The 12962-nt window shown below is 72.3% G+C and carries 13 protein-coding genes; 5 read left to right on the top strand and 8 right to left on the bottom strand.

From position 1 onward, the window contains the following. Nucleotides 1–102: 102 nt before the first annotated feature. Genes CU044_RS01425 through CU044_RS01410 form a run of 4 tightly spaced genes read right to left on the bottom strand, consistent with a single transcriptional unit; the run spans nucleotide 103 to nucleotide 3710 of the window. Nucleotides 103–1182: an HAD-IIIC family phosphatase gene (locus CU044_RS01425; protein ID WP_240045259.1), complete on the bottom strand. Its 1080-nt coding sequence runs from the start codon at nucleotides 1180–1182 to the stop codon at nucleotides 103–105. Then, nucleotides 1179–2447, bottom strand: a complete 1269-nt coding sequence (locus CU044_RS01420; protein WP_240045258.1) for an acyl-CoA dehydrogenase family protein — start codon at nucleotides 2445–2447, stop codon at nucleotides 1179–1181. The genes CU044_RS01425 and CU044_RS01420 overlap by 4 nt, the downstream gene beginning before the upstream one ends. Further along, entirely contained in the window at nucleotides 2431–2700 is a 270-nt protein-coding gene (locus CU044_RS01415) for an acyl carrier protein (protein WP_129766497.1), read from the bottom strand. The genes CU044_RS01420 and CU044_RS01415 overlap by 17 nt, the downstream gene beginning before the upstream one ends. Then, a complete protein-coding gene (locus CU044_RS01410; protein WP_240045257.1) occupies nucleotides 2697–3710 on the bottom strand; it encodes a ketoacyl-ACP synthase III family protein in 1014 nt (337 codons plus the stop codon). The genes CU044_RS01415 and CU044_RS01410 overlap by 4 nt, the downstream gene beginning before the upstream one ends. A gap of 496 nt (nucleotides 3711–4206) precedes the next feature. Here CU044_RS01410 and CU044_RS01405 point away from each other — a divergent pair, with 496 nt between their 5' ends. The 4 genes from CU044_RS01405 (at nucleotide 4207) to CU044_RS01390 (ending at nucleotide 8486) form a co-directional block, all read left to right on the top strand. Further along, nucleotides 4207–4926, top strand: a complete 720-nt coding sequence (locus CU044_RS01405) for a GntR family transcriptional regulator (RefSeq protein WP_129766495.1) — start codon at nucleotides 4207–4209, stop codon at nucleotides 4924–4926. After that, on the top strand, nucleotides 4923–5915 hold the full coding sequence (locus CU044_RS01400; protein ID WP_129766494.1) for an ADP-ribosylglycohydrolase family protein: 993 nt from the start codon (nucleotides 4923–4925) through the stop codon (nucleotides 5913–5915). The genes CU044_RS01405 and CU044_RS01400 overlap by 4 nt, the downstream gene beginning before the upstream one ends. A 127-nt stretch (nucleotides 5916–6042) precedes the next feature. Continuing rightward, complete coding sequence (locus CU044_RS01395; protein WP_129766493.1) at nucleotides 6043–7521, top strand: cytosine permease; 1479 nt, start codon at nucleotides 6043–6045, stop codon at nucleotides 7519–7521. Further along, nucleotides 7518–8486: a PfkB family carbohydrate kinase gene (locus tag CU044_RS01390; protein ID WP_129766492.1), complete on the top strand. Its 969-nt coding sequence runs from the start codon at nucleotides 7518–7520 to the stop codon at nucleotides 8484–8486. Before CU044_RS01395 ends, CU044_RS01390 begins: the two co-directional genes overlap by 4 nt. Nucleotides 8487–8524: 38 nt before the next feature. Here the strand turns inward: CU044_RS01390 and CU044_RS01385 are convergent, their stop codons facing one another. The 3 genes from CU044_RS01385 to CU044_RS01375 form a co-directional block, all read right to left on the bottom strand. Then, nucleotides 8525–9268 (bottom strand): ribonuclease H, encoded by a 744-nt coding sequence (locus tag CU044_RS01385; RefSeq protein WP_129766665.1) that lies wholly within the window; start codon nucleotides 9266–9268, stop codon nucleotides 8525–8527. 57 nt (nucleotides 9269–9325) lie between these two features. Further along, nucleotides 9326–10231: an NADP-dependent oxidoreductase gene (locus tag CU044_RS01380; RefSeq protein ID WP_129766491.1), complete on the bottom strand. Its 906-nt coding sequence runs from the start codon at nucleotides 10229–10231 to the stop codon at nucleotides 9326–9328. A gap of 142 nt (nucleotides 10232–10373) precedes the next feature. Next, complete coding sequence (locus CU044_RS01375; protein ID WP_129766490.1) at nucleotides 10374–10895, bottom strand: MarR family transcriptional regulator; 522 nt, start codon at nucleotides 10893–10895, stop codon at nucleotides 10374–10376. Between the two features lie 123 nt (nucleotides 10896–11018). Here CU044_RS01375 and CU044_RS01370 point away from each other — a divergent pair, with 123 nt between their 5' ends. Continuing rightward, a complete protein-coding gene (locus CU044_RS01370; protein ID WP_129766489.1) occupies nucleotides 11019–11435 on the top strand; it encodes an organic hydroperoxide resistance protein in 417 nt (138 codons plus the stop codon). A gap of 169 nt (nucleotides 11436–11604) precedes the next feature. Here the strand turns inward: CU044_RS01370 and CU044_RS01365 are convergent, their stop codons facing one another. After that, nucleotides 11605–12948, bottom strand: coding sequence for a DUF3089 domain-containing protein (locus tag CU044_RS01365; protein WP_129766488.1), 1344 nt, complete (start codon nucleotides 12946–12948; stop codon nucleotides 11605–11607). Between the last annotated feature and the right edge of the window lie 14 nt (nucleotides 12949–12962).

Raw genomic sequence — 12962 nt, 5'->3', positions numbered from 1 at the left:
GTCGCGGTCGGCCCCTGCTCTGTCGCGGTCGTGCCCTTGGCGCGGGGCCCAGCGGCTCCGTCGCGGTCGCGCGCGTAGCTGTACACCACCGTCTCCCCCTTCTCACTCCGCGCCGGTGATCACACGGGTATGGCTGTGGTGCTCCGGAGCCGGACGGTCCTGGTCGACCGCGAGCACCATGTGGCCCTCCTCGGTGGCGACCGGCCGATAGCCCGCGAACCGGAGCGTGACCAGCATGTTCCGGTTGACGTCGGTGGGCACGAAGTGCGCGACGGGCCGGCGGCCCTCCGCCAGCGCCTCCTTGACCAGATGGTTGAGGAGGACACCGCCCACTCCCCGTGAGGCGACCCGGCAGGACATCAGCATCAGCCGCAGGATCGAGTCCCCGGGCGTGAGTTCGGTGACGGCCAGGCCGATGATCCCGTAGTCGCCGAACCGGTCGCTGAGCCGTGCCACCCGCACCTGATGGCCGGGCGACGCGCTGAGCTCGCGCAGTTCGTCCGCGTCGTAGGTCAGGCCGGTGCTGTTGAGCTGATGGGTCCTGACGGTCAGTTCACTGGCCCGGGACAGGTCGTCCTCGGTGGCCGGTCGCAGCCGCATGACCAGGTCGAGCGAGGCGAGGAAGGCCTGCCGGTCCTCACCGAACTCCTCTTCGGCCTCCCGGCGCCGCCACTCGGTGCGGTAGAGCGCGCGTCGCCGGGACCCCTCCTCGGTGACCTGTGCCGGCTGGAATTCGGCGCGGTCCGGGAGCCGGCCGACCTCGTCGGCCCGGTAGCAGCGGACCATGGGCAGCGCCGCCTCGACCTCGGCACGTTCCGCCGGGTCGTTGTCGACGAACGCGAGGGTGTCCAGGCCGATGTTGAGGGTCTCGGCGATACGGCGCAGCGCGCCGGACTTGGCACCCCAGCCGACCTGCACCGCGCAGAACCAGTCGTCCAGGCCGCGTTCCGTCAGATGGCGGGTGACGGCGGTGTGTTCGCTGCGGCTGGCGGCGGCGTGCAGGATGCCCCGCTTGTCCAGTGCGCTCAGGGTCTCCAGCGCCTCGGGGAACGGCTCCGGATCGTCGTTCTCCAGAACGACACCGTCCCACAGCGTGTCGTCCAGGTCCCACACCAGGCACTTGACGACGGGAGCGGGAGCGGTCAGCGGGGCGCGCGCCGGGGCGCCCTGGTCCGCCGTCACACCGGCTCCCCGGGGAGCCGCGTGGCGGAGGCGGGCGGAGCGCCGAACTGACGCAGAAGGCGATCGGCTATGTGGAGTTCGGACACGTGCTGCGCTCCTTCGATGATCTCCATGACCTTGGCGTCCCGGAAGTGGCGTCCCGGTCTGCTGTCGGGCTCGCAGCCGGCCGAGCCGAGGATCTGTACGGTGTCGCGGCTGACCGAGGCGGCAGCGGCGGCGGCCGCGTACTTGGCGACGATGGTCTCCGTGACGCCCCTGCCCGCACCCGGCGCGCGGAACTCCGCCGCCCGGCGGGCCAGTTCACGCGCGCCCGCGGTCTCCACCGCGCAGCGGGCCAGCAGCGACCGGACGAGTTGGTGGTCGGCGAGCGGCACGCCGCCCTGGGAGCGGGTGGCGGCATGTGTGGCGGCGTCGGCGACACACGCCTCGGCCATGCCCACGCATCCCCAGGCGACCGTGAAGCGGCCGTGGTCGAGCGCGGTGGCCGCGACATGGGACAGCCCGAGCCCCGGCGGGGCGACGAGATGGCTCCGGGGGACCCGTACCGCGTCGAAGGTCACATGCGCGATCCGCGCGGCGCGCATACCGAGCTGGCCGGTCACCGGCTCCCGGCTCACGCCCGTACGGTCGGCCTCGACGAGCACGGTGGCGGACTTGCCGCGGCTCTTCCCCAGCACCAGGAAGACATCGGCCACCTCACCGAAGGTGATCCATTTCTTGCGGCCGCTCACCTTGATGTCCGCGCCGTCGCCGGAGTCCTCGATACGGGTCTCCACGGCCCCGAGCGCGCTGCCGGCCGCCTGTTCCGTGGCCGCGAAGCCCGCGGTCAGCTCACCGCTCGCCAGCCTCGGGAGCCAGTGGGCGCGCTGTTCCCGGGTGCCCCAGCGCGCCAGCGCCGCCGCGACCATGCCCTGGACGGTCAGCAGCCCGCGCAGGGCGCTGCACACCCCGCCCAGGTGTGCGGCCACTTCGCCGAGCGCCGCAGGGCCGAGGCCCGCTCCCCCGTACCTCCGGGGCAGGTCGGCGCCGAGCAGTCCCGCCGCGGCCATGTCCCCGCGTACGGAGCCGGGCAGTCCGCCGGTCCGGTCCCAGTCGGCGGCCGGACCCCGTGCCCCGGCGGCGAGTTCGGCCGCCGCTCGTACCAAGGACTCGTCGGCGGCGGGTTGTCCGTCTCCCGGCCGGCCGCCGGCCGCCGGCGCGTCGTGCATCAGGGTGTCGGCCGGCGGCCCGGCTCCGGGCGGCGCGGCGTCAGGCACCCTGGTCATGGGTTTCCGTCAGCCGGCCGGACCCGGTCTTGCGGAGCACGAATTCCGTGATGCGGGTGGCTGTGCGGAAGCTGTCCAGGTCGAGGTCCTCCACCTCCACCGTGAACGAGAAGCGCTCCTCGACGAAGGTCACCAGTTCCAGCGCGAAGAGCGAGTCCGCGAGGCCCAGGGCGAAGTAGTCGTCGTCCGGGCCGATCGGCCGGCGGAGCGCCGCGGTCAGGAACTCCGTGACCTCTTCGGTGATGCCGTTCACGCCACACCCTCCTGTGGTCCTATCTCGACCAGCAGCAGACTCCAGGCGGCTACCGGACTGGCATTGATCAGTACGACGCGGTCCCCCGTGGCGAGTTCCTTGCGCTCCAGGGCCGTGTAGAGGTTCAGGAAGACATCGTTCGAGCCGAGGTGTCCGTAGCGCCGGAGGTTCTCCCGGCAGACGGGCAGGATGCCGATGCCGAGGGATTCCTCGGTGAAGGTGAAGCTGCCCGTGGACAGGTTGTGGCTGAGATATCCGCGGATGTCCGCCGGGCGCAGACCGTTGCGTTCCAGGACCTCGCGCAGCATCGCCGCGAGCGCGCCGCGTGTCTCCATGGCGAGCCGGAAGGAGTAGGTGGCCGGGTCGCCGCACTCCTCGCGCCACTGCGCGGTGGGCCGGTCCCGGTACTTCACCTGGAAGAGGTCCCAGTACTGGCCGTTGGTCCGCTGCGCGATGTCGAGGATCCGGACGGGCCCGCGGCGGGAGAGCAGCAGTGCCTGCCCGCCGTCGCCGTTGACCGTCACGGGATGGCGGTAACGCACCGCCGCGGCCGGTTTGCTGCCGTGTACGACCAGGACGTTGTCCAAGGCGGCGTCCCCGGCGAGCAGTCCGCGGGCGGTGATCAGGGCGGCGCTGATCGAGACACAGCCGAGCCCGCCCACCGTGAGGGTCGTCGCCGCACCGGCGCCGAGCAGCTGCTGCAGCCGGGTCACCTCGGAGCTGAGCAGGGTTTCCGGTGCCCGTGACTCGACCATGATCAGGGCCCCCAGCTCCCGGGCGTCCACTCCGGAGCGGTCGAGCACACGGCGCGCGGCGTGCTCGCAGAGGTCCACCGCGCTCACCCGGTCGTCCGCCCGTACGGTGTCGATCCCCAGGCTGCCGCGGGTGCGGAGTTCGGTCTCGTCCCATGCCGCCAGTCCGTCGACCGGCACGACCGGCTCCGGCAGATACCAGGCGGCCTCGCGTACGGCGAGCGGTGCCGTGTCACCGCGCTCGGCTGGATCGGTCACGCGCGCTCCCTCTCGGTCCTGAGTGGCGGGAATCCTGGGCTTCTGGGCATCGGCGCTGTACTGAGCATCGGCGCTGCCGGGCAAAGGAGTTGGGGAGAGCGGCGGGAACAGCCCACGGGCTGTGTTCGCTGGACCGATCACCACACCGTGCGGTCGGATGTAAGCACCGACCCAACCCCGGGTCATATGACGCAGGTCACATCGAAATGAGGAACGAGAGCGTCCATTTCCTGACATACATCACGCCCGGCCGTGACATCCGTCACCGGGAGCCAGGACAGCCCCCTTTCGCGCACACGCCCGCGAGGGACGGCGCTTTCCGGCCGACACACTGTCCCGGGGCAGGACTGTGACCCAAATCACTTCTGGGCGATTTGGCTGTGGCCGAATGCTCACCCTTCCTTCGTGCGCCGCGTCCGGGCCGACGCCGCGCGGGGCGAAAGAAAATCTCCGTGAGCCATAGACCGGAGGGGATCTGTCCGCTTACCTTCTAGACATGCCTGGACAGGTCCACAAGCACCATCGCATCGCCCGCGTTCTCGCCGCGGAGATCCGCGCCGGCGTCCACACCGACGGCAGCAGACTGCCCGGGGAGCACGCGCTCACCCAGCGGTTCGGCGTCAGCCGCACCACCCTGCGCCAAGCGCTCCAGGTCCTCGGTGAAGAGGGGCTGATCTCCACCCACGCGGGGATCGGCTCGTTCGTCACCTTCGACGGGACGCCACTGGACAACCGCCTCGGCTGGACCCGGGCGCTCGCCGAGCAGGGCACCGAGCTGACGACCGAGACCCTCCGCTTCGAGGAGGTGACCGACCGGGAGCTGGCCGCGGAACTGGGGCTCGCGTCGAGCGCGTTCATCGCCCTGGACCGGGTCAGACGGCTCGCCGGCGGACAGGGCGTGTCGCTCGAACACAGCAGGGTCCCCGCCACCGGCGACCTCTCCGGCCTGCCGGAGCGCGGACTCGACGGCGGCTCGCTCAACCGGGCGCTGATCGCCGCGGGCCGTATCACCGACTCCGGCGAGGGCCTGGTGTCGGTCCGGGGGCTCGACGCGGCGGAGGCCGCCGTACTGCACCGCTCGCCGGGCGAGTCCTTCCTGCGGCTCGCCCAGGTCTACCGGGCCGCCGACGGCTCGGTCGTCGAGCAGGTCACCAGCCTGCTGGACCCCGCCAGATTCGAACTGCACGTCCGCTCCGGCCGAGGAGACCGACTGTGACCGACCGACTCGACCGCGCCCTCGGCGCGTACTACGGACTCGCCCTCGGCGACGCTCTCGGCATGCCCACGCAGGTGATGTCCCGGGAGGACGTCGTACGGGTCTACGGCACCCTCACCGGCTTCGAGGCCGCCCGCCCCGACAACCCGGTCAGCGCGGGCATGCCGGCCGGCTCCGTCACCGACGACACCGACCAGGCCGTCATCGTCGGCCGGCTGATCGACGAGGGCCGCGGCCGGATCGACCCGCTGCGCCTCGCCCAGGAACTGCTCGACTGGGAGAAGGAGATGAAGGCCAAGGGCTCCTTCGATCTCCTCGGCCCGTCCACCAAGACCGCGCTGGACGCGGTGGCCCGTGGCGTACCGGCGCGGGAGGCGGGGAGGTACGGCACGACCAATGGCGCCGCCATGCGCGTCACCCCGGTCGGGATCGCCTTCGCCGTCGAACCGCTGGAATCGTTCCTCGACCATGTCGTGGAGTCCTGCCAGGTCACGCATGACACGACTGTCGGGATCGCGGGCGCGTCAGCCGTCGCCGCCGCTGTCAGCACGGGTGTCGGCGGGGGCACACTGGGGGAGGCCGTCGCCGCCGCGGTGGCCGCCGCCCGTGCGGGCGCGCGGCGCGGGCACTGGATCGCCGGGGCCGATATCGCCTCCCGGATCGAGTGGGCGTGGGAGCTGGTACGGGGCCTCCCGGAGGCCGAGGCCCTGGACCGGATCTGCGCGCTCATCGGTACCAGCGTGGCGAGCCAGGAGTCGGTGCCCGCCGCCTTCGCGGTACTCGCCGTGGCCGACGGCGATCCGTGGCACGCCGCCCTGCTCGCCGCCAACCTCGGGGGCGACAGCGACACCATCGGCGCCATCGCGGGCGCGGTCGCCGGGTCGGTCGCCGGGCTCTCGGCGCTGCCGGCCGAGGCCGTCCGGACGCTCCGTACCGTCAACTCCCTCGCTCTGGAACCCCTGACCACCCGGCTGCTCACCCTCCGCTGAGCCGCCCCGAGAACTCGGGGCGCCGCGCCGGCCTCCGGGCCCCGGCTCCCCAGGAACCCGCTCCTCCGCTTTCCCCGTCCACCCCTTTCCCCATCCACCCCTTCGCACCTTGCTAGGAGGTTCCGTCATGGCCGCTTCGAAGACGAACGATCGCGTCGGTGCCATCGAGACCCGAGGGATCGAACCGGTCCCCGACAACGAGCGCCACGGCCAGGCCGGCCAGATGTTCTGGACCTGGTTCGCCGCCAACATCAGCATCCTCGGGCTCCCGCTCGGCGCGACCCTCGTCGCCTTCCGCGGCCTGAACATCTGGCAGGCGGTGCTCGTCGCCGTCGTCGGCGCCTTCGGCTCCTTCGCGCTGGTGGGGGCCCTGAGCCTGGCGGGCAAGAAGGGCGGCGCCCCGGCGCTCACCCTCTCCCGCGCGGTCTTCGGACAGCGGGGCAACGCGGGTCCGACCCTGATCACCTGGCTGAGCCGGGTCGGCTGGGAGACGATCACGACGACCACCGCGGCGTACGCGCTGCTCGCGCTGCTCGGCATCGCGTTCGGAGTCGGCCGGAACACCGTGCTCACACTCGTCTGTCTGCTGGTCTTCATCGCCTGCACGCTGCTGATCAGCGGTCTCGGCCACGCCACCATCATGTGGATCAACAAGTGGGCCACGGTCGTCTTCGGCGTCCTCAATCTGATCGTGATGGGCTTCCTGGTCGCCACCGTCGACTGGACCGAGGTCCTCGACGCCCCGACCGGTCCGACCAGCGGTGTGATCGCGGGCATCGGCTTCATCGCGGCGGGCACCGGGATCGGCTGGGCCAACGCGGGCGCGGACTACGCCCGTTATCTGCCCCGTGAGATTCCGGGCAGGCGGCTGATCGTGGCCTCTGCGTTCGGCGCGGGCATCCCGCTCGTGCTGCTGATCTCGCTCGGCTCACTGCTCGCCGCGGGCGATCCGACGCTCGCCACGGCCTTCGACCCGGTCGCCGCCATCAACGCGATGCTGCCCTCCTGGATGGCGATCCCCTATCTGATCGCGGCCTTCGGCGGACTGCTGATGTCGAACCACCTCTCCACCTACTCCGCCGGACTGACGATGATCACCCTGGGGCTGCGAGTGCCGCGCCCGGTGGCCGTCGCCCTCGATGTGGTGCTGATGTTCGCCGGCGGTATCTACTTCATGCTGATCGCCGACGACTTCTACGGCCCCTTCTCCACCTTCCTGACCCTGCTGGCCGTACCCATCTCGGCCTGGATCGGGGTGATCGCGGTGGACTCGCTGCGCGGGCGCACGTACGACTCCGAGGCGCTGATGGACACCACCCGCACCAGCCGGTACTGGTACGCGGGCGGCTTCCACCTTCCCGCCGTCCTCGGCTGGGCCGTCGCCATCGTGGCCGGTCTGCTCTTCACCGAGGCGTCGACGAGCGAGACCGACGTCTGGTTCGCGGGCCCGCTCTCCGACACCTGGTTCGGTGTGAACGGGCTGGGCTGGGCGATCTCGATGGCCGTCGGCGCGGCGGTGTACGCGCTGTCCGGCCGCCGTACCGGCGCCGCGGCCGGCACCGGGAACGAGCCCGTCTCCCCCGGACTCCAGGAGGCCGGACGATGAGCGGCCGTCTCGTCCTCGCCGGGAATGTCATCGCCGATCTGGTGATCGAGATCCCCGCGCTGCCCGAACGCGGCGGCGACGTCATCGGCACACGTACGGAACTGACCGCGGGCGGCGGTTTCAACACCCTGGTCGCGGCCCGCCGTCTCGGTACGGAAGCGGTCTTCGCCGGACTGCACGGCACGGGGCCGTACGGCGATCTCGTGCGCGAGGCGCTCGCCGCCGAACACATCGGAACGCTGCTGCCCACCCGTACCGACGGCGACACCGGCTTCACCGTGGCCCTGGTCGACGGCGGCGGCGAACGTACCTTCGTCACCAGCTTCGGGGTCGACGCGGAACTGACACGGGCGGATGTCGAGGCGGTCGCCGCGCGGCTGCTCCCCGGCGATGTGGTGCAGCTCTCCGGCTATGGGCTGGTGATGCCGGTCAACGGCCCGCTGCTGTCCCGCTTCGCGGTGGGGCTGCCGGCGGACATCATGGTCTGTTTCGACCCGGCGCCGCTGGTGGCCGACATCCCCGAGGCGGTCCTCGCCCCGGTCCTGGCCCGTACGGACTGGCTCAGCGGCAATGCCCGCGAGGCCCGGCTGATGACCGGCCACGAGGATCCGCGCACGGCGGCCGCGGCGCTGCGGGAACGGCTGGCGCCGGGCGCGGGGGTGCTCGTACGGGCCGACAGGGACGGCTGCTGGCTGGCGGCGCCCGGTGAGGCGCCGCGGCATGTGCCGGGGTTCCCGGTCGACGCCGTCGACAGCAACGGGGCGGGGGACGCGCACGTCGGCTCGTTCCTGGCCCTGCTCGGCCAGGGCCACGACCCGCTGACGGCCGCGCGCGGCGCCAACGCGGCGGCGGCGTACGCGGTGGGACACCGCGGCCCCGCCACCGCGCCGGACCGCGAGCAACTGGCCGCGTTCCTGGACGGGGACCCCCTGGCGCGGCGGCTGTTCGGCGCGGCGGACCGCTGACGTCCGGCCGGTTCTCCGGGACGGCGTGCGGACAGGGCCTACGCCTGGGCGGGCGTCGTCGCCGTGGCGCAGGCCGGGTGGCCCCAGCCGTCCGGGTTCTTGGCGATGGGTTCACCGGCGGCGTAGGAGCGCCCACAACGGCAGCGGCCGGGGAACTTGGCGTTGAGTGTCCTCTTCGAGCTCCCTGCGGTGCGCTGCCGCGACGGGGCCGCCTTCGCCGCACCGCCCGCGCCGGCGCCTGAGGCGCGGCCCCGGGCGCCGCCGGAGCGTACGGTGTCGGGCGCGGCCGGCGGCTCCGGGGAGTCGTACGCGCTGCCCGCGGCTGCCTGGGCGATCGCCGCCTGGCTGGCGGCCCGGTCGGCGAAGTCGTTGAACCGGTCGCCGTTCACCTGGTGCGCGGGCACATACCGGAACTCCACCGAGCGCCCCGTGAGCAGCGCGTCGATGCGGACGACCAGTTCCTGGTTGGCCACGGGCTTGCCCGCGGACGTCTTCCAGCCCTTGCGCTTCCAGCCGGGCAGCCAGGTCGTGACCGCCTTCATGGCGTACTGGGAGTCCATCCGGATCTCCAGCGGGACGCCGGGGTCGGCGGCCGTCAGCAAGCGCTCCAGTGCGGTGAGTTCCGCGACGTTGTTGGTCGCCGTGCCCAACGGGCCCGCCTCCCACCGTACGGAGTTCCCGTCGCCCTCGGCGATGACCCAGGCCCAGCCGGCGGGCCCGGGATTTCCTTTCGACGCCCCGTCACACGCGGCGATAACGCGTTCAGCCATGCCACCGATCATGCCAGTGCCCGGCAGCCGGCCGAGCACCGCACCCGCGTCTCCCTCGTCTCCCTTGTCTCAGACTCCGGTCAGTCGCAGGACGACCTTGCCCATGGCGTGCCCGCCCTGGCTGATCTCGTGGGCCTTCGCCACGTCGGCGAGCGTGAACTCCGCGGCGATACGGATGCCGAACTTCCCCTCGTCGGCGAGGCGTGCGGCCCTGGCCAGGGCGCCGAACGCCGACGCCGTGGTGGTGACCCGTACGCCCTGCTCGGCGGCGGAGAGATCGGCGATGGTCACCACCTTGTCGGGGGAACCGGTGATCGCGACCAGATCCGGCAGGCCTCCCTTGCCGACGGTGTCGAGCGCGGCGTCGACCCCGTTCGGGGCCAGGGCGGCCACGCGCTCGGGCAGGCCCGGCCCGTAGGTGGTGGGCTCGGCGCCGAGGGAGCGCAGATACGCGTGGTTGGACTCACCGGCCGTGCCGATGACGGCGACTCCGTCCGCGAGCGCGAACTGCGCGGCGGCACTGCCCACCCCGCCCGCGGCGCCGTCGATCAGCAGCGTCTGTCCGGGGGACGGGCCGAGAAGCTCCAGGGCGCGCGCCGCGGTCTCCGCGCCGAACGCGAGCCCGCCCGCCTGCGACCAGTCCAGCGAGGCGGGCTTCGGGGCGAAGTGGTCCAGGACGGCGAACTGCGCGGAGGTCGCGGCGCCGAGCCCGAACACCTCGTCCCCCACGGCGACCGCGTCGACGCCCTCGCCGACCTCGTCGACGACACCGGCCGCCTCCTTGCCGGGAATCGCGGGCAGTTTCTGCGGCATCAGTTCCTTGAGCTGTCCTGCCCGCGTCCGCCAGTCGACAGGGTTCACCCCGGCGGCGTACACCGCGATGCGGACCTGTCCCGGACCGGCGTGCGGTTCCGGCATGGTGGCCACCCCGAGAACCGACGGGTCGCCGTACTCCGCGTACTCCACTGCCAGCATGTCCGCGCGTCCTCTCGGTTCGGTCCCGCCCTCCCCCACCCCCCACTCTGTGGCACACCTCTGTGCGGCACATCTCGCGGAGCGGCCGTTCGGCGCCGGCGCCGTACGCACATCCCGTGCGGACATCCCGTGGGGACGAGAGTCAGGAACGACGCGCGGCGGCACCGTCCAGAGCGGCGGTGAGTCTGCCGAGCGTCCGGTGCAGCGCGGTGAGTTCACCCTCGTCGAAGCCGGTCGAGCTGAGAATCGTCTCGGGCAGTACGCGGGCGCGCCGCTTGAGCGCGGCCCCCGAGGTCGTCAGACGGACGCTGACCGAGCGTTCGTCGCTGCGGCTGCGCTCGCGCACCACGAGCCCGGCCGCTTCCAGCCGCTTGAGCAGGGGCGAGAGGGTTCCGGAGTCGAGGCGGAGGGCGAGGCCCAGTTCCTTGACGGTCAGCACGTCGTGCTCCCAGAGGGCGAGCATCGCCAGGTACTGCGGATAGGTGAGGCCCAACTCCCCCAGAAGCGGCCGGTAGAGCGCGTCGAACGCGCGGGAGGCCGCGTGCAGCGCGAAGCACACCTGACGGTCCAGGCGCAGCAGCTCCTCCGAGCCCGCCGCCCCGTGTACCGACGGGAGGGGTTGTGCCGCCCCGCCTTCCAGGGCTGTGTCCGCTGAGCGATCCATAAGGCCATCGTACTCTTTAGTTGTGTGCAATTGAATTGCGCTACACTGTTTCTGCGGGGATCGGCCGGCGCCCCCGTCGCCGACCGGTCCCCAGCCATGCCGCATCACTCCTGAGGAGATCCGATGACCACGACGCACTACACCGCCATCGCCACCGCGAACGGCCGCGACGGCCGGGCCGTCAGCTCCGACGGTCTGCTGGACGTCCAGCTGGCGCCGCCGCGCGAAATGGGCGGCAGCGGCAAGGGCACCAACCCCGAGCAGCTCTTCGCCGCCGGCTACGCCGCCTGTTTCGCCAGCGCTCTGGGCGCGGTCGGCCGTGCGGGCGGTCATGACACCAAGGACGCGTCCGTGACGGCCGAGGTCGGCATCGGCGGCGATGTGGCCTCGGGCTTCGGGCTCTCCGTCGTCCTGCGGGTCGAGCTGCCCGAGCACCTCGAAGGCCCGCTGGGCCAGGAACTCGTCGACCAGGCCCACCAGGTCTGCCCGTACTCCAACGCCACTCGGGGCAACATCCCGGTCGAGCTGGTCATCGAATAGCGGTCCGGCCGGATCCCCTCCCTGTCCGCTCCTTCACCGGCTCGGTCGCGCCGCCGCTCCATGACGCCGCGGCGCGGCCGTCCGGCCTCGGGTCCGTACGGTCGTGAGGTCCGCCCGGTCATGGAGTCCGTACGGTGATGGGTTCCGGACCGTTATGAGGTCCGGACGGTCATGGGCGCCGACGCTCCAGCCACGCGCGGGTCTGCGCCGTCGCCAGGGCGACGAGGTCCCCCTGGGCCACGTTGAAGTCCATGGCGTGCAGACCGGTCAGTCCGGCGGGCGCGGAGGCGGGGAAGTGCGAGAGGTCCCCGCGGACCTGGAGCCAGTCGGCGCTGACCGTTCCGTCGGTGGCATGGGCGCACTCCCCCGTGAGCGCGTCGGGGTGGCGGGCGAAGCCCGTGGCCAGGTCCGGGAGTTGGTAGCCGTTCAGGGGCACCGCCAGAGGTCCGTTCGGCAGCAGTGCGTTGCCGCCGATCAGCCGCCGGGTGGGCAGATACAGATCGAGCGGTACGCGGGCGCCGGCGGCCTCGCCGCGCAGCAGCGCCGCCGGGTTGACGCAGACCACGCGGTGACCGGGGCTCGTCGTTCTGCCGATCACGGCCGGCAGGGAGCCCCGGGGCAGGGAGTAGGCGGCGTACGAGACCACGCAGCCGGTGGGCATCGGGGCGCCGCCGGGTCTCCGGCAGGCGGGGATGTGCTGGAACGTCGACGCGGGGTCGGCACCACCGCCCGCGTCCCGGCCCTCGGGCACCTCGATGTTCCCGCCGAGCAGGGCGGCGGCGACGAGTTGTCGCCGTACCCCCGGCTGTTCGTCGACCCGCTCCCGTATCAGCGCGGCGGCGACGGCGGTGCCCTGGGAGTGGCCGAGGATGACGACCCCGCGCCGCTCGCCGGTCTCCGGGTCACGGTTGTCATGGGTCCAGTAGTCGTCCCAGGCGTCCCGGATGTCCATGGTGGCCGTGGTCAGGTCGGCACCCGAACCCACGACGATCCCGGCGAGCAGAGCGGGCAGCGGTACCTGGCGGTAGACCGGGACGAACATCCGGCACAGTCCGGCGAAGCGTGCGCTCTGCATGAGCGTCACGGCGTGATGGACATCCCGCGGCGCCGGCGGCAGGCTGCCGGTCTGGAGCGGTGGATTGGGCAGCAGGTCCACCGTCGGATACACGGAGAAGCAGTCCACAGGCGGCTTCTCGGTGACGGTGAACGGCTCGCGCCTCCCGCTCGCGCCGGCCGTGAACCGGGTGGCGTCCAGGAGCCGGGTCCCACCGCTCGGGTAGCGGGTGACCAGCTCGGGGCCGGCTGACCGGGGCATGCCCTCGGCGTCCTGCCCGCAGGGGTTGTTCACGAGACCCGGTCGGCACAGCCAGACGGTGCGGTCCAGCGGCCGCGTGTCCTGGACGGCGGCCGGGGCGGGCGCCGGGCTCGCTCCCGCGCTCGTGGGCAGCGGCACCAGCGCGAGAACCGCGGCCACCGGAATCAGGAGTCTTCGCACAGCGTCCGTACGAGGCACGGGAGTTCCCTCCG

The sequence above is a fragment of the Streptomyces sp. L-9-10 genome (genome assembly GCF_004151105.1).
GTDB lineage: Bacteria > Actinomycetota > Actinomycetes > Streptomycetales > Streptomycetaceae > Streptomyces.
Note: the sequence above shows the minus strand (reverse complement) of the source record. Positions and strands in the feature narration are given on the sequence as shown.

Bases quoted from the DNA above. Each gene is read 5' to 3' on its own strand.
- CU044_RS01405 (WP_129766495.1), top strand. From the start codon at position 4,207: ATGCCTGGACAGGTCCACAAGCACCATCGCATCGCCCGCGTTCTCGCC.
- CU044_RS01395 (WP_129766493.1), top strand. From the start codon at position 6,043: ATGGCCGCTTCGAAGACGAACGATCGCGTCGGTGCCATCGAGACCCGA.
- CU044_RS01375 (WP_129766490.1), bottom strand. From the start codon at position 10,895: ATGGATCGCTCAGCGGACACAGCCCTGGAAGGCGGGGCGGCACAACCC.
- CU044_RS01370 (WP_129766489.1), top strand. From the start codon at position 11,019: ATGACCACGACGCACTACACCGCCATCGCCACCGCGAACGGCCGCGAC.
- CU044_RS01385 (WP_129766665.1), bottom strand. From the start codon at position 9,268: ATGATCGGTGGCATGGCTGAACGCGTTATCGCCGCGTGTGACGGGGCG.
- CU044_RS01380 (WP_129766491.1), bottom strand. From the start codon at position 10,231: ATGCTGGCAGTGGAGTACGCGGAGTACGGCGACCCGTCGGTTCTCGGG.
- CU044_RS01390 (WP_129766492.1), top strand. From the start codon at position 7,518: ATGAGCGGCCGTCTCGTCCTCGCCGGGAATGTCATCGCCGATCTGGTG.
- CU044_RS01420 (WP_240045258.1), bottom strand. From the start codon at position 2,447: ATGACCAGGGTGCCTGACGCCGCGCCGCCCGGAGCCGGGCCGCCGGCC.